Genomic DNA, 17,524 nt, shown 5'->3' with positions numbered 1-17,524 from the left:
GTGCCGGTTACTGCTGCTGCTGAGCCGCGCGGAGGCGGGCCGCCACCGCGGCGACCTCCGCCTGGCTGCCGACGATCTCGAAGTGCATCTCGTCGGCGCGGTTCTGGTAGTCGCCGCCCCAGCGGACGACCCCGTCGACCTCGCGCATGATCGTGCGGATCTCCGCGGCCTGCTCCGGGGTGAACGTGTCCCGCACGCTCAGCGGATGCCGCGTCGCGTTGAGGTCGATCGCCGTGCCACTCGCGTGGTTGGAGACCGCCTCGCCACCGCGGACGTTGCGTTCCGCGTAACCCCAGTCGTCGCGCTCGCCCGCTTCGGAGTCCAGCGAGACGTTCTCCACCCGCCGGTTGACCTCGCTGGCCACGTGGATGAGCACGTCACCCGCCGGCCCCTCGGCCACCCGCAGCCGGATGTTCGTGCCGGGGACGTCGCGCGTGACGAGCGGCGGGTTCACCGGCCACCCGTTCTGCGACACCGGCCCGTTCTGCGCGGCGAGCTGCACGTTGTCCGGCCGCACCTGCGGGATCGGCACGTGCTCCGGGATCGGCTGGAACTGGGCGCGCTGCACCTGCCCCGGGTCCTGGGCCTGGAAGTACTGGTTGTTCGGGTTGTACTGGGTCTGCGCCGCGCTCGGCGTGACCGCCTGCTGACCGCTCGCCTTGCCGCCGATCTGGTCCAGCAGCTGCTTGACCTGCTGGACGACCTGCATGATCTGCTGCACGGTCTTGATGATCTTCTGCAGCGTCTGGACGACCTTCTGGATCTCCTGGACCAGCTTGGCGCCCGTCTGCACGGCCTTCTGCGTCGACTGCGCGATGCCCATCGCGATCGAGGCACCGAACGACAGCCACGACTTCGACAGCGCCTCGATGCAGATCTGGATGATCTTCTGCACGGCCTCGCTGATGAGGTCCATCACGCTCTGCCTGGCCTGCGCGACGGCCTTGCCCGCCTGCTGGATGGCCCCCGACACCGCGCGGCTGGCCTGCGACAGCGCCTCGAGCCCGCCTGCCTGGTTGCCGCTCGCGGTGCGGTAGCCGTCGCCGGCGCCACCGGTCCACGACCGGGTCTGCGCGGTCGACGCGGACCGGTACTGGCCGGCCACCGACAGCAGGTTCGACGACGCGGAGCCCCACGACTGCGCGGAACCGGAGACCGCGCCCGAGTTGCCCTTGAGGATGTCGAACGGCTCCCGCAGGAACGACACGGCGCCGAGCACCCAGCCGAGACCGGCCGAGCTGATGGCGCCGAGCGGGTCGCCCGCGATGTCGAGCACGTTCATCGCCACGTTGGTGACGCCCATGGCGGAGCCGAGGACGTCGCCCTTCTCCATGGCGTCGGCCGTCGACTTGATGTTCGTGAACAGGCTCTGCACCTGGTTCGTGTTGCTCGCGCCGGTCGTGGTGCGCGGCTGCGTCAGCGTCTCACTCACGTGAAGTCCTTTCCGGCGCCCTGCTGCACGGTGAACACCTGCACGTGGTGGTCCTCGGTCGCCGCGTAGTCGTCCGCGACCTGCGTGAGGCCCGACTGCACCTGGTCGACCGTCTGGCTCGCGCCGTTCATGGCCTGCCGGACCTCGCCGGCCGCGCTCGTGATGGCCGAGGCGAAGAACTCCGCGATCTGGCCGAAGGCGCCGCCGGACACGTTGTCCTGCGCCGCGCCCGCGACCGAACGCACGCCTGAGGCGATCGAGCCGACCGTCTCCGCGTGTGTTCGCACCTCGCCTACGTCTACGTTGAAATCACCCATGGGATCCGCCGATCACTCTGTGGACTGCTTACTTGATCACTTCTGGCGGGCTGTCGAAGTACTCGTCGTCCGGCCTCGTGTCGCGGTGCGCGACCAGGTCCAACGGCTTGTCCTTGCCGTCGCCCGTGTAGCCCTCTGGCAGGTACTCCTTCACCGCCTCCAGTGCCGCGCCCTCGCCGACGAACTTGGTCATCACGTCCACGACCTGCTGACCGACGTCCCGCTGCGCCGCTCGGCTGGTCTCGAGAATCACCCTGGCGAGGTGCTCCGGCTCGAAGTCACGCGCACCAGGACGCAGAACCAGGTCGGAGAGCGCACCGTTGGCGGTCACCCTGACCGTCACCTCGCCGTCCTGCGAGGTGGCGGACCCGCCAACCGTGCGTAATGCCTTTTCCGCCTTGTCCGCGCTGGCCGCAGCCGCCTTCAACTTCTCGTCGTACTGCGCGAACCACTTGTCCGGGTCCATGCGTCGTTACTCCAATGGTCCTTCGTGGATCATCTGCATCCTCGCCAGAACCTACGCTTTTCGACTCCGCCGAAGGTTGTAGTTCCGCGAACAATTTTCAAAGGTAATCCCCCGGAGACGGCCCGTAATCTTCCGTGGTGGGCGGGCCTGGATACTGGTATCGGACACCAGTCGAGGGAGGCGCGGCGTGCTGGAGCTGGACCGGGTCGCCAAGCGCTTCGGGGCGGCGATGGCCTGCCAGGACGTCACGTTCACGGTTCGGCACGGCGAGGTCGTCGGATTGGCGGGCGCCGGGTCCACGACTGTGCTGCGGCTCGCCGCCGGACTGCTCCCGCCGGACGACGGCGAGGTGCTCCGCTCGGGCGAACGCGTCGGTTACCTGCCCGCCACCGGCGGCCTGTACCCGCGGATGCGGGTACTCGACCAGCTCGTGTTCCTCGCGCGGCTGCACGGCGCCGACGTCAACGAGGCGCTGCGGGCGGCCGAGATCTGGGCGGCGCGGTTCGGTCTGCGGGACCGGCGCGCGGACCGGGTGCGGCAGCTGAGCGCCGCCGAGCAGGCCCGGCTGCGGCTCGCGGCCGTGTTCACGCCCGGCCCGGACGTGCTGGTGCTCGACGAGCCGTTCACCGGCCTCGACGAGGCCACCGCGAACCTGCTCGTCGACGTGCTCCGCGAGCGGGCTGGCGCCGGGGCGAGCGTGCTCGTCACGTGTGACGACCTGGACGTGGTGGAGCGGCTGTGCGACCGCGCCTGCGTGCTCCACAATGGACGCGTGGTGGCGCAGGACGCGGTCGGCAGGCTCCTGGCCGCTGCCCGCCTGGAGCTGGTGGTCGACGCACCGCACGCGCCGGGTGGCTGGGCAGCGGCCCTGCCCGGCGTGACGGTGCTCGCGGTCCACGACGGCCTGGTCCGGCTCGCGCTCGACGCGGGCACCGACGACCAGGCGGTGCTCGCCGCGGCGCTGAGGACCGGGCCGGTGCGCGGGTTCACCCGGATCCGGCCGCGGCTCGCCGACCTGTTCGGTGACGTGGTGGCGGCCGGATGAGCACGGGCAGGACCGTGTCACTGGTGGCGCGCCGCGAACTCGCCGCGCGGGTGCGCACGAGGTCGTTCGTGCTGGGCACCGTGCTGTCGGCGCTGGTGCTCGCCGGGTTCGTGCTCACGCAGAGCACCGTGTTCGACGACCACCACGGGGACACCATCGGGCTGAACGGCCAGGCCATCGCCGTCGCCGGGCAGCTGGTCGACGAGGCGCGCCAGGTCGGCAGGGACGTGCGGACCGTGGAGGTCAACGACCTCGCCGACGGGCGCGCGCAGGTCGCCGACGGCAGGCTCGACGCCCTGGTGAGCGGCGCCCCGGCCGCGCTGGCCGTGCTGGTGGAGAACGGCCTGGACGACGAGCTGCGCGGTGTCCTCAATGGACTGGTGCGCCAGCAGGTGCTGCGTGGGCAGCTCGCGGCGGTGGAGGATTCGGCGGCTCTGGACGTCGACGGCGTGCTGCGCACGGTCGCCGAGGCGCACGTGACCGTGCAGGCGTTGTCGTCGCCGGATCCGGCTGATGGTGACCGGCTCGCCACGGCCCTGGTCGTGGTCGCGTTGCTGTACCTGGCTTTGCTGCTGTACGGGTCGCTGGTGGCGCAGGGGGTGGTGGCGGAGAAGTCCCTTGGGGTGCCGGAGTTCCTGCTTCCCGTGGTCCGGCCAGGTCAGCTGCTGAGCGGCAAGGTTGCCGGGCTGGGGCTGGCCGGGCTTCTCCAGCTCGTGGTGGTCGGGCTGGTGGGGCTCGTGGTCGGGGTGGTGACCGAGGTGCTCGCGTCGGCCGGGCCCGCGGTGGCGGCGCTCGCGTGGGGACTCGTGTGGTACGTGCTCGGTTTCCTGTTGTACGCCACGGTTTTCGCGGCGGTGGCGACGTTGGTGTCACGGCAGGAGGACGTGCAGTCGGTGCTGATGCCGGTGACCGTGACGCTGCTGGTGGCGTTCGTGCTCGGGTTCGCCGTGCTGTCGCGGGACTCTTCCGGTGCGCTGACGACCGTGCTGTCGCTGGTGCCGCCGCTGTCGCCGTTGCTCATGCCGGGCCGGCTCGCGCTCGCCGCCGTGCCGGTCTGGCAGACCGTGCTGGCGCTCGTGCTGACCGTGGCCGTGATCGCCGTGCTGGCGCGGGTCTGCGGGCGGATGTACCGGAATTCGTTGCTGCGCCCCGGCTCCCGCGTCACACTGCGGACCGCACTGCGCCGAGTGCCATGAAAGACGCTTTCGTGACGTTGAGTGTCCCGAAAGCGTCTTTCATGGCAATGCTGATCAGCGGCCGGACATCGCCACGTAGTCGCGTTCGGTGTGTCCGGTGTAGACCTGGCGCGGGCGGCCGATCTTCGTGGCCGGGTCGTTCATCATCTCGCGCCAGTGGGCGATCCAGCCCGGCAGGCGGCCCAGTGCGAACAGCACCGTGAAGAACTTCGTCGGGAAGCCCATCGCCCGGTAGATCAGCCCGGTGTAGAAGTCGACGTTCGGGTAGAGCTTGCGCTCGACGAAGTAGTCGTCCGCCAGCGCGTGCTCCTCGAGTTGCTTCGCGAGGTCCAGCAGGCTGTCGTCGCCGCCGAGGCGGGTCAGGATGTCGTCGGCCGTCTTCTTGATGATGGCGGCACGCGGGTCGTAGTTCTTGTAGACCCGGTGGCCGAAGCCCATCAGCTTGACGCCCTCCTCCTTGTTCTTGACGCGCTTGACGAAGTCACCGACATCGCCACCGTCGTCGCGGATGCGCTCCAGCATCTCCAGCACCGCGCTGTTGGCACCACCGTGGAGCGGGCCGAACAGGGCGTTGATGCCGGCCGAGATGCTCGCGAACAGGTTCGCCTCCGACGAGCCCACGAGCCTGACCGTCGAGGTCGAGCAGTTCTGCTCGTGGTCGGCGTGCAGGATGAACAGCAGGTCCAGCGCACGGGCGAGGTCGGGGTCGACCTCGTACGGCTCGGCGGGGAAGCCGAACGTCATGCGCAGGAAGTTCTCCACCAGCCCCAGCGAGTTGTCCGGGTACAGGAACGGCTGGCCGACGCTCTTCTTGTAGGCGTAGGCGGCGATGGTGGGCAGCTTGGCCAGGAGCCGGATCGTGGAGATCTCCACGTGGTCCTGGTCGAACGGCCACAGGCTGTCCTGGTAGAAGGTGGACAGCGCCGAGACCGCGGACGACAGCACCGGCATCGGGTGCGCGTCGCGCGGGAAGCCGTCGAAGAAGCGCTTCAGGTCCTCGTGCAGCAGCGTGTGGCGGCTGATCTTCGAGGTGAACTCGTCCAGCTGCGTCTGGTTCGGCAGCTCGCCGTAGATCAGGAGATAGCTGACCTCGATGAAGGTCGACTTCTCCGCCAGCTGTTCGATGGGGTAGCCGCGGTAACGCAGGATGCCCGCGTCACCGTCGATGAAGCAGATCTCCGACGAGCAGGCGGCGGTGTTCACGAAACCCGGGTCCAGGGTGACGAGTCCCGTCGTCCCCAGCAGCTTGCTGACGTTGATCCCGTCGGAACCCTCTGAGGCGCGTGCGACTGTCATCTCGTACTCGCCGCCCGGATAGCGCAGGGCGACGGGTCCCGCCGCGCCGTTGTCTTTCTGCCCGTCAGGCATGCGTATCCCTCTCAACAATTTCGTCTTGTGTTCTTAACGCTAGTGCGCCCAGCGCCGGTGGGTAAGGCCGAACGGTGTGGGACACCGCACTTTACGACTGAACAGCCAGCTCAGCAGCGTAAGGCGGTTCCGCTCCCGCCCGGGAAACCGTCACCGACGCCGCTCTCGCCGCGAACGTGAGCGCGGCGCGCCACGCGTCCGCGTCCACCGTTCGCAGTGTTTCCGGCGTGGTTATCCCGTTGTGACACAGCCACGACAACAACGCTCCGTGCACGGTGTCACCCGCCCCGATGGTGTCGGCCACCGCGGTGGGCACGGTCGGCACCTCGACCTCGACACCGCCGGCCGTGCGCACCACGATCCCGTCGCCGCCCCTGGTCAGGACCACTGCCGCCGGGCCGAGGGACAGCCACTCGGCCACCGCCTTGTCCGTGTCGCCGCCCTGGCTCCCGCCCGCGAGCCACGCCGCGTCCTCGATGGACAGTTTCAGCAACCCGATGTCCGGCAACCACGACGCGAAGCGGGCGCGGTAGGCAGTGGCGTCGGTCACCATGGCGGGGCGGATGTTCGGGTCGAGCACGGTGAGCCCGCCGGAGCCACTGTGGTCCCGCAGCAGCTGTTCGTAGCGACTCGCGCCCGGCTCGAGGAGCAGCGACAGTGTGCCCAAGGACACGATCTTGATCTCGGCGGGCAGCGGGCCGGGGTGTGCTACCTCACGGTCGGCCGTGCCCTCGACGTGGAAGGAGTAGCGCGCCGACCCGTCGGCCGCGATGCCCGCGACCGCGAGGGTGGTCGGCTCCGGTCCACGTTGGACCATCGAAGTGTCCACACCGGACAGTTCGAGTCGCCGGAGTAGCGCGTCCCCGAAGGAATCCGTCGACAGTCGCGACAGGAACCGGACGGGTGCACCGAGCCGCCCCACGGTGATCGCGACGTTGTACGGGCCGCCGCCGGGCAGCGGCAGGAGCGGTCCCAGCTCGCCGGGCACCGTCCCCGGCGCGGGCACCAGATCGACGAGGGCTTCGCCGCCGACAAGAATCATCGCTATTTTCCTCACTACCCGACAGTAGGACGTCATACTGTTTGATGGCCTTGAACCACGCATGGACCTGCGGAGGAGACGGCATGCCGGCCGAACGACTGCTCCCCAACCGGGACGCGGAAGACCTCATCAAGCTGACCAGGGAGATCGCCAGGGACGAACTGGCGCCCCTGGCGTCGTCGTACGAGGAGGAACACCGGTTCCCGCGCGAACAGTTCCGGCTCCTCGGGCGCAGCGGCCTGCTCGGGCTGCCGTACCCGGAGCAGTGGGGCGGCGGCGGGCTGTCGTACGAGGTGTACCTGCAGGTGCTCGAGGAGGTCGCGACCGCGTGGATGTCGGTCGGCGTCGGCCTGTCGGTGCACGTGATGTCGTGCTTCGCGCTGGCCGAGTACGGCACCGACCGGCAACGCGCCGAGCTGCTGCCCGCCATGCTGGGCGGCGAGCTGCTGGGCGCGTACGCGCTGTCGGAGCCCCAGGCCGGCTCGGACGCGGCGGCGCTGACGTGTCGCGCGGTGCTCACGGGTGACAAGTATGTGGTCAACGGCGTGAAGGCGTGGATAACACACGGCGGTCATGCCGACTTCTACACGACGATGGTCCGCACGTCCCCCGATGGTGGCCGCGGCGTCTCGTGCCTGCTGGTGCCCGGCGACACGCCGGGGCTGTCCGCCGCGCCGCCGGAGCGGAAGATGGGCCTGACCGGCTCACCGACCACGCAGCTGCTGTTCGAGGACGCGGCGGTGCCCACCGCGCGCCTGGTGGGCGCGGAGGGCGCGGGCCTGCGGATCGCGCTGTCGTCGCTGAACTCGGGCCGGCTCGGGATCGCGGCGTGCGCGGTCGGGCTGGCGCAGGCGGCGCTCGACGAGGCCGTCACCTACGCGAAGGGCCGGTCGCAGTTCGGCAGGCCGGTCATCGAGTTCCAGGGCCTCGAGTTCCTGCTCGCCGACATGGCGGCGGCCGTCGAGTCGGCACGCGCGACGTACCTGGAGGCGGCCCGGCGCCGCGACCGGGGGCTGCCGTTCACCCGGCAGGCCTCCGTGGCGAAGCTGATCGCGACCGACGCGGCGATGAAGGTGACCACGGACGCGGTCCAGGTCCTCGGCGGCGCGGGCTACACGCGCGACTTCCCGGTGGAGCGCTACATGCGGGAGGCGAAGGTCCCGCAGATCTTCGAGGGCACCAACCAGATCCAGCGCGTGGTCATCGCCCGCGAGCTGCGCAAGTCCTGACCCCGCCCGGTTGGCTGCGGTTGATGAAGGGGTCCTTCGTCAACCGCAGCGTGACGAAGGGGTCCTTCATCACGCTGCGGTCGGTGCTCGTCAGTGCTGGTCGGTGCTGGTCAGTGCTGGTCTTGGTAGAACGGGGACACCGTCACCCCGCGGTTGGCCGCTTCGTCGAAGTGGTACACGGACCGGCCGTTGACGAAGACCCGCACCGCGCGGCTCATCACGTCCAGCGGGTCCCCCGACCACAGCACGATGTCGGCGTCCAGCCCGGGCTTCAGCGCGCCGACCCGGTCGTCCAGGCTCATGATCCGCGCCGGGTTGACCGTGATCGACCGGAGCGCGGTCTCGGTGTCGAGGCCTTCCTTCACCGCGAACGTGGCCTGGTGCACGAGGAAGTCGATCGGCACCACGGGGTGGTCGGTCGTCAGCGCGATCTCCACGCCCGCCCGCGCGAGGATGCCCGGGTTGCGCATCGCGCGCTCGCGCACCTCGACCTTCGACCGGCCCACGATCAGCGGGCCGATGATGACCGGGATCTCCTTCTCGGCCAACAGGTCCGCGATCAGGTGGCCCTCGGTGCCGTGGTTGACGATCAGCTTGTAGCCGAACTCCTCGGACAGCCGGATGGCGGTCGCGATGTCGTCGGCGCGGTGGCTGTGCTGGCACCACGGCAGCTCGCCGTCGAGCACCTTGACCAGGATCTCCGACGTGTTGTCGCGATCGAACGGCGTGCTCTCCCGTGCCGCCCACTCGCGGGCGGCGCGGTAGTCCTGCGCCTTGGTGAACGCGTCGCGGATCACCGCCGCCACACCGAGCCGGGTCGACGGCAGCTTGTCCTTGTCGCCGTACACGCGCTTCGGGTTCTCCCCCAGCGCGCTCTTCACGCTCACCGGCTGGCGCACGAGCATGTCGTCCACCGTGCGGCCCCACGACTTCACGGCCACGGTCTGGCCGCCGATCGGGTTGCCGGACCCCGGCTTCACGACGACCGTGGTCACCCCGCCCGCCAGCGCGTCGCGGAAGCCCTCGTCGTCCGGGTTGATGCCGTCCAGCGCACGCAGCCGCGCGCCGTTCGGGTCGGTCATCTCGTTGACGTCCAGACCGGCCCAGCCGTCGCCCTCCTCGGCGACGCCGACGTGGCCGTGCGACTCGACGAAACCGGGCAGCACCCAGGTGCCGGACGCGTCGACGATCTCCGCGTCGTCCGGCACGTCCACATCGGCCTGGGCGCCGACCGCGACGATCACGCCGTCGTCGACCAGGACCGTGCCGCCGTCGATGGGCTCACCGTCGACGGGAACGACGTATCCACCTGTAATCGCGATGCTCACGGGCACTCAACCTACGCTTCCAGCGGACGGATGCCCCAGCGGCCCGTCCACGACTCGTCCGCCGACAACCACAGCAGGTCCACGCCCGAGTTGAGCGCGTCCGGCGGGCACGTCATGGGCTCGATCGCGACCGCACGCGCGCCCTTGCCAGGGAACTCGCCCGGCGTGAACACCTGCACCCATCCGAACGCGGGCTCCGCCCACACCTCGACACCGCCGCCCGGGTAGGTCACCGAGTGCCGCACCAGGCCGTCGTCGCCGGGCTTGCAGCCGCCGAACGCGGTGTCCAGCTCCACGTCCCGCAGCGCCCTGCCCGAGGAGAAGTCGTACTCCGTGCCCGCGACCTCGATGGGTTCACCGTTGGGGATCATCGTGTCGAGGTCCACCGGCAGGACCGTGCGCGCGGCGAGCGTGAGCACGCAGTCGTCGACGTCGGTGTTGCCGGGCCGCGGGTACGGGTGCGTGCCGACGCCGAACGGCATGTCCCGCTCGCCGCGGTTCTCCACCACGTGCGTGATCTCGAGGCCGCCGCCGGTCAGCGCGTAGGAAATGCTGGTGCGAAAGGGAAACGGCCAGCCCGGCGCCTCGTCGACCACCACCCGCAACGTCACGGCCGACTCGTCGTGCGCGGTCACGGTCCACTCCGCGCGGCGCACCAGGCCGTGGATCGCGTTGCCCCGCGCGGCTTCCGTCGCCTCGAGGTGGTGGGTTTCGCCGTCGCGGGTCCACGTCGCGGCCGCCACCCGGTTGGGCCACGGCACCAGCACGGCACCCACGCCCATCGGCGGCTCGTCGGCGGTGTCGTAGGTCTCGACGTACGGCACCCCGGCCACCTCGAACGCGCGCAGCCCCGCGCCCGCGGTCCTGACGACCGCCCGCGCGGGGCCGTGCGTGATCTCCAGCTGCTCTCCTGTCATGCCAGGAGAGCCTACGGTCAGTGCTTGAGGGACTGCGGGTCGAACTCCTTCACCGCGTCCTGCTCACCCCGCGAACGCAGTACCAGCCAGTTGATCCCCCACAACACGATGCCGAGCACGATCAGCCCGACGCCGATGTAGTAGTCGCGCGCGGTCTTGCCGGACAGGCCCGGCAGCACCAGGTAGAGGCACAGGACCGCGCCGACCACCGGCGCCCACGTCGGCGCCCTGAAATGGTTGTGCTCCACCTTCTCCTTGCGCAGCACCAGTACCGCGATGTTGACCACGGTGAACACGCACAGCAGCAGCAACGCGGTCGTACCGCCGAGCGCGCTGACGCCGTCCGTGCCCGCGAAGATCAGCAGCAGGACCGCGATGCCGCTGGTGACGAGGATCGACACCCACGGCGTGCGGCGGAACGGGTGCACGGTGCCGAACACGCGCGGCAGGATGCGCTCGTTCGCCATGCCGTACAGCAGGCGGCTGGCCATCAGCATGTTGATCAGCGCGGAGTTGATGACCGCGAACACGCCGATCCACTCGAAGATCCAGCGCGGGAAGCCGGGTGCGCCGACGTCGATCACCTTGAGCAGCGCACCGGACTCGGCGGCGGCCAGGTCGCTCGCGGCGACCAGCAGCGAGGACGTCACGGCCACCAGCACGTAGATCACCGCGGCGGTGGCGAGCCCGCCGAGCAGCGCCTTCGGGAAGATCCGGGGCGGGTCCTGGCACTCCTCGGCCATGTTGACCGAGTCCTCGAAGCCGACCATGGCGAAGAACGCGAGCGAGGTGGCCGCGGTGATCGCGAGCAGCCAGCTCTGGTCCGCGGTGTTGACCTCCAGCAGCCTGCCCGGCTCGCCGTCACCGCCGCCGACCGCGAACAGGCCGACGCAGATGATGATCGCGAGACCGGACAGCTCGATGATCGTGAGGACCACGTTGGCCTTGACCGAGTGCGCGACGCCGACGAAGTTGACGATCGCGAGCAGTACGATGAACGCGACCGCGACGAGGATCTTCGTCGTGTCGGTGACCTCGAAGTCGAACGCGGCAGGCAGGTAGGTCCCGCCGAACGCCATCGCGGCGGCCGACGCGGACGTGATGCCGGAGCACATCACCGCGAACGCGACGAGGAAGGTCACGAACGGTTTCTTGAAGGCCCGGTTCGTGTAGAGCGCGGCACCGGCGGCCTTCGGGTACTTGCCGACGAGTTCCAGGTAGGCGAACGCGGTCAGGAACGCCACCACGAACGCGAGCAGGAACGGGAGCCACAGCGCACCGCCGACTCTGCCTGCGACGGTACCGGTCAGGGCGTAGATGCCCGTGCCGAGGATGTCACCGATTACGAAGAAGTACAGGAGCTTCGAGCCCATGACCCTCTTGAGGGAGGACTGTTGCTCCTCGGGCGCGGCTGTGTTCTCGGTCACCATGGCGCTTGAGCATGCCCGAGTTTCACCGGCCTGACCAGATGGTGACGTTACTAGTTCACTAACTATCCGGTTGTGGCGCGATAACGCCAGAACGCGGGCAGGCACACCACGGCGAGCACCGTCAGCACGATGACCAGCACACCACCGCCCGTGGCCGCCGCCGCGGTGCCGACGCCTGCGGCACCCCAGCCGTGCAGGAGATCGGCGATGCGCGGCCCGCCCGCGACGACGACGGTGAAGACGCCCTGCATGCGGCCGCGCATCTCGTCGGTCACGGCGGTCTGCAGGATCGCGCTCCGGTACACCATGCTGACCATGTCGGCGGCTCCCGCGATGACCATGAAGGTGACCGCGAGCCACAGGTGGCCCGCCAGCCCGAACCCGATGATCGCGAGCCCCCACACGATGACCGAGGCGGTCACGCCGACGCCGTGCCGGGAGATGTTGGACAGCCAGCCGGAGAACAGGCCGAACAGCAGCGCGCCGATCGGGATGGACGCGTAGAGCAGGCCGAGCGCGATGCCGCCGCCGTGCGGGTCGCCGAAGGTGCGCTCCGCCATCTCCGGGAACAGCGCGCGCGGCATGCCCGCGACCATGGCGATGATGTCGAGCAGGAAGCTCGCGAGCAGGACGTTCTTGGCGGCGACGTACCGGAACCCGTCGGCGATGTCCTTGAGCCCTGCGCGGCGCCTGACCCCGTCGAGCGGCGCCATCTTCGGCAGCCCGGAGACGATCACGGTCGCGAGGACCAGCACGATCGCGTCGACCAGGTAGAGGATCGGCAGCCCGGTGAACGGCATCAGCGCACCGGCGAGCAGCGGCCCGAACACCATGCCGAACGAGCCGACGGTGGCGGTGAGCGCGGTCGCGGAGGCGATCAGGTCGGGCGGCACGAGCCGGGCGACGGAGGCGGTGCGGGTGGGCATGTTGATCGCGACGAACGCCTGCTGGACGGCCAGCAGCGACAGCACGATCCACACGTTGGCGCCGACGACGGCCTGCACCCAGAAGGCGACGGACGTGGCCGCGACCCCGACGTTGGTGACGAGGATGACCGTGCGCCGGTCGAACGCGTCCGCGATCGCCCCGCCCCACAGCCCGAAGATCAGCAAGGGCACGAGACCGAACGCCCCGGCGAGCCCGACGAAGCCGGAGGACCCGGTGAGGTCGTAGATCTGCTTGGGCACCGCGACGACCGTGAACTGCGACCCGACCGCGACGATCGCCGTGGAGCCCCAGAGGCGGCGGTACGCGGGTATGCGCAACGGCCTCGTGTCGATGGCGACCCTGGACCGTTTGGTTGTAGCTACCCCCACGACGTCAAAGCTTAGGCCCGCTAACGACTGGAGCGCGCGTGAGTTTCGCGACCCCTGAACAGCACGAAAGGCGCGTTCGGGACATCCGAACGCGCCTTTCGCGAGTGCTGTGTACTACGGACCGACGCGGTACTACGGACCGACGCGCTCGACGGTCCAGCCGTCGCGGTTCAGCCTGAAGCGGAGGCGGTCGTGCATGCGGTCGCGGCGGCCCTGCCAGAACTCCACGACCTCCGGCCGGATGCGCCAGCCGCCCCAGTGCGGGGGTACCGGTACCTCTTCGGCGTCGGCGAAGCGGCGCTCGACGTTCGCGAGTGCGTTCTCGAGCGTCCCCCGGTCACGGACGACGATCGACTGCGGCGACGCCCACGCACCGAGCTGCGAGCCGCGCGGCCGCGACGCCCAGTACGTCTTGGTCTCCGCCTGGCTTACCTTCTCCACGGTGCCGCGGACGGTGGCCTGGCGGTGCAGCGAGTACCAGGGGAACGTCGCCGACGCGAAGCGGGTCGCCATCAGGTCGTGGCTCTTGGTGGACGTGTAGTTGGTGAAGAACACCACGCCGCGCTCGTCGAGGCCCTTCATGAGCACGGTGCGTGACGACGGCATGCCCTCGGCGTTCGCCGTGGCCAGGACCATGGCGTTGGGCTCGGGCGCACCCGCCCGGATGGCGTCGTCCAGCCATGACTGGAGCTGCTGGTGCCAGGTGTCGGCCAGCTCCGCCTCACTCAGGGTGCCCTCTTCGTACGACACGCGCATCGTCGGCAGCGCGACGGCGATGTCGGGCGTGGCAATGTCGGCGTCCGCCATCCTTGTTCTCCTCGACGCGTAGGGGTCACCTCACGTTTCGAAGGTACGGGTTCGTGACCGGCGGCGAAACCGCGCGGCGGGTGACGACGCGCACTTGAATCGATGCGGATGCGCCCATCGGGCGCTCCGCTCCGGGCCGGCCGCGCGAAGCTACGCCGGCCGGGTGATCGCGGCGATGAAGATCTCCCTGACCTCGGTGGCCACGGCCGACGAGGGCAGCGGCGGCTCATGCGTCTGCCACTCGCGGACGAGCCCGGTCACGGCACCGACCAACGCGATCGCCGTGAGCCGGTAGTCACGCTCCGGCGCGAGCCCCGCCGACGCGGCGCGGTCACACTCAGCGGTGATGAAGTCGACATAGCGTGTGAACCAGTCCTGGTGCTGCCGTTCCATCGCCTGACTGATTCCCGGCGCTTCGACGTAGTTCAGTCGCGGAAAACGCGGATCAGATGTGACAGCCGAGACGAAAGCGTCAACCAATGTCGTGATTCGGGTGAGCGCGTCCGCGTCGGCGACCGATTCCAGGACGGGAAGCATGCGCTTCATGGCGACCGTGTTGATGTGCGCGTGCAGTTCCAGAAGCAACGCTTCCTTGCTCGCGAACTTCTCGTAGAAATTCCTGGTGGAAACGCCTGCCTTGGTGCACAGGTCAGCGATCTTCGTCTTGTGATAACCGCGGGAGGTGAACTCGTCGAGCGCTGCTTCGAGGAGCCGTTCCCGGCGCTCCGCGCGTCGCTGCTCGGTGTCCACCCCGCGGTACATCCGGCCGTGCGCTCCCGCGCCCTGAGCCATCGAACCTCTCCTCGACCCTTGTCCAAACAGGTCCACGATTCTGAAATCGGTAATTACCAGTATGCCCGTTTCTCCCGGAGTGGTTCTCCGGGGACGACCCGTTTTACACCCATCCGGTTCAACGGTCACGAGGGGTGCCGGTGACACCATCCGGCGACGTCGGTAAATGCGTACTGTGCGGATTCCCGTGCACGACGTTCGGTAACGGCCGTGAGCAGCGACGATGACGTATGCTGAGCTCATGAGCGTGCAGCCGTGGCCCGACCACCTACTCACCCTGGAGGAGTGGGACGCGTTACCAGAGGACCTCTCACGTCATTACGAACTGGCTGAAGGAGTTCTCGTCGTGGCCCCGCGGCCCGCACCCCACCACCAGAGGGCCGCAGGGAACCTCATGGTTGACCTCAACCGGCAGCTCCCCTCGACCCTCGCCGCCACGCAGGACGTCGAGGTCCTCATAGAGTCGACATTTCCCACGACCGTGCGAGCCCCCGACGTTGTCGTGACGAGTGAGAGCTTGTTCGTCCGCAATCCGTCGCGCATCGACGCGGCGGAGGTACTGCTCGCGGTCGAGATCGTCTCGCCAGGAACACGCAGGATCGACCGGGTGCTCAAGGCAGTCGAGTACGCGGCGGCCGGCATCCCTTACTACTGGGTCATCGACCTGACCGAGCCCGCAAGCATCACCACCCGCACGCTCGCCGGGACCGAGTACGAGGTGACCGAGAAGGCGACCGGGCCGGTCACGCTGACCGAACCTGCGACGATCGCCGTCGACGTCAGCAGGCTCATCCAGCGGGACTACGCCTCGCGCACACTCTGAGGGACCGGTCCCGGCGGGACCTGATCTGCTCGGCCCGTGACCGCGCAACGCCTGCTCATCCTGCATTCGGGCGACCTCGGCACCGACGACGTCCGGCAGCTGGTCGACCTCGTCGTGCGGGAGTCCGGGCGGGACCTGGCCGGCGTGCGGATCACCACCTACCCCGCGCCGGACCCGAACGAGCTGCTCGCGCACGCGCTCGTCCTCGAGCACGCCGACGAGCTGGCGCCCGAGCCGCTCTCCCGTCTCAGCACCTACACGGTCGAGGCGGCGAAGGGCCGGTGCGTGGTCGTCGCCGTGTGGGCCGACGAGGTCCGCCCCTGGGTGTGGCGGACCGCGCCGGAGCACCTCGCGCGGGTCGAGGCCACCGGGTTCGGGGTGGTGCGGCGGCCGGGGTGGGCCCGGCTGGCGACCTCCGGCGCGCTCTCGTTCCTCGGTTGCGCCCGGGACGGGGACGCGCGGCGGTTCCCGGAGCTACAGGTGGTCGTCAGCGTGTTCCCCTCGGCCCGGCCGCGCCGGGTGCGCAGGCTCATGCCCGGCGGCTACTCGCGCTGGGTCGACACGGTGTTCGCCCGCGCCGGGGTCCGCATGGACGACGGCGACGCCGCGCACTGGCTCGTGTGCGGGCGCGTCCTGCACCTCGCCTACTTCAGCCCCGACCCGGACACCGCGCCGCTGGTGCCGTGGGACCTGCTGTCGCGTGCCGAGAAGCGCGGCGGCGGCGAGCTGACGTGACGCGGTCACCGCGTCGTCGGCCAGCGACGTGGTCAGGGTGCCGCCCGCGGCGAGCCGCGTCCTGGACCACCACGTGCCGCTCGCCGTGTCCCGGTCGTCGCTCGTCGACAGCTCGGTGGCCAGGACGCGGTTGCCCAGCAGGACTTCCCGGGTGACGACGAGCGTCTGGCGCAGCACCGGGTGGCCGTCGCGGGTCACGTGCGTCGTCGTGGTCAGCTCACCCGGTAGTTCACCGTCGCGGCCGAGCACGACGGTCTCCCGCGTGTGCAGGTGCGCGTCCCCGGCGAGGCTGACCACGAGGACCGACTCGTGCCGGGCCCGCCGGGTGATCACCGTGGGCTCCGGCAGGTACTCGACGCGCGCACCCTCGGACAGTTCCAGGTGGACAGCCATGCGGCTGGGCAGGCCGCGCGGGCCGGGCAGCGCCACCGCGGCGGCGACACCGCTCAACGTGAGACAGGCGTGCGCGCCGACGCGGACGGTCAGCGTCAGGTCGTCGCCGCCGAGCGGGCTCGCCGCCGAGTTGACCAGGTGCACGACCGGGCGGCCGCGGACCGGGATCAGCGTGAGCGGGGGCGCGGAGCGGAGCGTGCGGACCACGCCGCCACGCTCGACCTCCAGCCGCGCTCGCGCCCTCACACCAGCATCTTCCGCACCCAGTCCGCGACCTCCGGCGCGTCCGGAGTGTCCACAAGGGACTGTTCGATCACCGGCAGCCCACCGCGGACGCGGTGCGCGTCGCCGGACATGACGGTCAGGTCGGCGCCCACCAGCGGGGCGAGGTCGGTCTTGTTGATGACGAGCAGGTCGGCGGTCGTGACCCCTGGGCCGCCCTTGCGCGGCACCTTGTCCCCGCCCGCGACGTCGACGACGAAGATCTGCCGGTCGACGAGCCCTCGGCTGAACACGGCGGTGAGGTTGTCGCCGCCGCTCTCGATGATGACGAGCGTCAGGTCCGGGAACCGCTCGGTGAGGTTGTCGACGGCGTCGAGGTTCGCGGTGATGTCGTCGCGGATCGCCGTGTGCGGGCAGCAGCCGGTCTGGACGGCCTCGATGCGCGCCGGGTCCAGGACACCCGCCGTGCGCAGGAAGTCCGCGTCCTCGGTGGTGTAGATGTCGTTGGTGACGACGGCCAGCTCCAGCTCCGGTCCGAGCGCCCGGCACAACGCGGCGACGAGCGCGGTCTTGCCACTGCCGACCGGGCCGCCGATGCCGATGCGCAGCGGACGGTCGCCGCCGGGCGTCAGGTGCGGGTGCGGGTCGGGTTCTGGCATCGTGGGG

General features: G+C 69.8%; 17 protein-coding genes. 4 read left to right on the top strand and 13 right to left on the bottom strand.

What is annotated here, in order from left to right:
• Nucleotides 1-7: 7 nt before the first annotated feature.
• The 3 genes from FHR82_RS47860 to FHR82_RS43440 are packed head-to-tail and all read right to left on the bottom strand — an operon-like array spanning nucleotide 8 to nucleotide 2,215.
• Nucleotides 8-1,432 (bottom strand): M15 family metallopeptidase, encoded by a 1,425-nt coding sequence (locus FHR82_RS47860; protein WP_184816554.1) that lies wholly within the window; start codon nucleotides 1,430-1,432, stop codon nucleotides 8-10.
• Nucleotides 1,429-1,749, bottom strand: a complete 321-nt coding sequence (locus FHR82_RS43445) for a type VII secretion target (RefSeq protein ID WP_225944050.1) — start codon at nucleotides 1,747-1,749, stop codon at nucleotides 1,429-1,431. Before FHR82_RS43445 ends, FHR82_RS47860 begins: the two co-directional genes overlap by 4 nt.
• 28 nt (nucleotides 1,750-1,777) lie before the next feature.
• Nucleotides 1,778-2,215, bottom strand: a complete 438-nt coding sequence (locus FHR82_RS43440; RefSeq protein WP_184816552.1) for a YbaB/EbfC family nucleoid-associated protein — start codon at nucleotides 2,213-2,215, stop codon at nucleotides 1,778-1,780.
• Nucleotides 2,216-2,402: 187 nt separating this feature from the next.
• Here FHR82_RS43440 and FHR82_RS43435 point away from each other — a divergent pair, with 187 nt between their 5' ends.
• The gene (locus tag FHR82_RS43435) at nucleotides 2,403-3,260 is read left to right on the top strand and encodes an ABC transporter ATP-binding protein (RefSeq protein WP_311771573.1); all 858 of its coding nucleotides are present in this window, start codon (nucleotides 2,403-2,405) and stop codon (nucleotides 3,258-3,260) included.
• Nucleotides 3,257-4,456, top strand: a complete 1,200-nt coding sequence (locus FHR82_RS43430; protein WP_184816551.1) for an ABC transporter permease — start codon at nucleotides 3,257-3,259, stop codon at nucleotides 4,454-4,456. Before FHR82_RS43435 ends, FHR82_RS43430 begins: the two co-directional genes overlap by 4 nt.
• Before the next feature lie 54 nt (nucleotides 4,457-4,510).
• Here the strand turns inward: FHR82_RS43430 and FHR82_RS43425 are convergent, their stop codons facing one another.
• A complete protein-coding gene (locus FHR82_RS43425) occupies nucleotides 4,511-5,824 on the bottom strand; it encodes a citrate synthase (RefSeq protein ID WP_184816550.1) in 1,314 nt (437 codons plus the stop codon).
• Nucleotides 5,825-5,915: 91 nt separating this feature from the next.
• Nucleotides 5,916-6,866, bottom strand: a complete 951-nt coding sequence (locus FHR82_RS43420; RefSeq protein WP_184816607.1) for a carbohydrate kinase family protein — start codon at nucleotides 6,864-6,866, stop codon at nucleotides 5,916-5,918.
• An 83-nt stretch (nucleotides 6,867-6,949) separates the two neighbouring features.
• On the opposite strand from FHR82_RS43420, the gene FHR82_RS43415 reads away from it, so the two are divergent.
• A complete protein-coding gene (locus tag FHR82_RS43415) occupies nucleotides 6,950-8,095 on the top strand; it encodes an acyl-CoA dehydrogenase family protein (RefSeq protein ID WP_184816549.1) in 1,146 nt (381 codons plus the stop codon).
• Between the two features lie 110 nt (nucleotides 8,096-8,205).
• On the opposite strand, the gene FHR82_RS43410 is transcribed toward FHR82_RS43415, so the two are convergent.
• From FHR82_RS43410 to FHR82_RS43385, 6 genes are all read right to left on the bottom strand, one after another.
• Nucleotides 8,206-9,423 (bottom strand): amidohydrolase, encoded by a 1,218-nt coding sequence (locus FHR82_RS43410; protein WP_184816548.1) that lies wholly within the window; start codon nucleotides 9,421-9,423, stop codon nucleotides 8,206-8,208.
• Between the two features lie 11 nt (nucleotides 9,424-9,434).
• Entirely contained in the window at nucleotides 9,435-10,340 is a 906-nt protein-coding gene (locus FHR82_RS43405; RefSeq protein WP_184816547.1) for an aldose 1-epimerase family protein, read from the bottom strand.
• 17 nt (nucleotides 10,341-10,357) lie between these two features.
• On the bottom strand, nucleotides 10,358-11,770 hold the full coding sequence (locus tag FHR82_RS43400; RefSeq protein WP_184816546.1) for an APC family permease: 1,413 nt from the start codon (nucleotides 11,768-11,770) through the stop codon (nucleotides 10,358-10,360).
• Nucleotides 11,771-11,832: 62 nt separating this feature from the next.
• The gene (locus FHR82_RS43395; protein WP_311771572.1) at nucleotides 11,833-13,086 is read right to left on the bottom strand and encodes an MFS transporter; all 1,254 of its coding nucleotides are present in this window, start codon (nucleotides 13,084-13,086) and stop codon (nucleotides 11,833-11,835) included.
• A 132-nt stretch (nucleotides 13,087-13,218) separates the two neighbouring features.
• On the bottom strand, nucleotides 13,219-13,893 hold the full coding sequence (gene pdxH, locus FHR82_RS43390; RefSeq protein WP_184816545.1) for a pyridoxamine 5'-phosphate oxidase: 675 nt from the start codon (nucleotides 13,891-13,893) through the stop codon (nucleotides 13,219-13,221).
• A 150-nt stretch (nucleotides 13,894-14,043) separates the two neighbouring features.
• Nucleotides 14,044-14,685 carry a TetR/AcrR family transcriptional regulator gene (locus FHR82_RS43385; protein WP_184816544.1) on the bottom strand — a complete coding sequence of 214 codons (642 nt, stop codon included), beginning with the start codon at nucleotides 14,683-14,685 and terminating at the stop codon, nucleotides 14,044-14,046.
• 223 nt (nucleotides 14,686-14,908) lie between these two features.
• Here FHR82_RS43385 and FHR82_RS43380 point away from each other — a divergent pair, with 223 nt between their 5' ends.
• Nucleotides 14,909-15,508, top strand: a complete 600-nt coding sequence (locus FHR82_RS43380) for a Uma2 family endonuclease (RefSeq protein ID WP_192772874.1) — start codon at nucleotides 14,909-14,911, stop codon at nucleotides 15,506-15,508.
• Nucleotides 15,509-15,982: 474 nt separating this feature from the next.
• Here FHR82_RS43380 and FHR82_RS43375 read toward each other — a convergent pair whose 3' ends face one another.
• Nucleotides 15,983-16,882 (bottom strand): urease accessory protein UreD, encoded by a 900-nt coding sequence (locus FHR82_RS43375; protein WP_184816542.1) that lies wholly within the window; start codon nucleotides 16,880-16,882, stop codon nucleotides 15,983-15,985.
• The gene (gene ureG / locus FHR82_RS43370) at nucleotides 16,879-17,517 is read right to left on the bottom strand and encodes an urease accessory protein UreG (protein ID WP_184816605.1); all 639 of its coding nucleotides are present in this window, start codon (nucleotides 17,515-17,517) and stop codon (nucleotides 16,879-16,881) included. Before ureG ends, FHR82_RS43375 begins: the two co-directional genes overlap by 4 nt.
• Between the last annotated feature and the right edge of the window lie 7 nt (nucleotides 17,518-17,524).

It is taken from the genome of Actinophytocola algeriensis (assembly GCF_014203735.1).
GTDB lineage: Bacteria > Actinomycetota > Actinomycetes > Mycobacteriales > Pseudonocardiaceae > Actinophytocola > Actinophytocola algeriensis.
The sequence above is the reverse complement of the archived record's forward strand: the minus strand, read 5'-3'. Positions and strand labels throughout refer to the sequence as shown.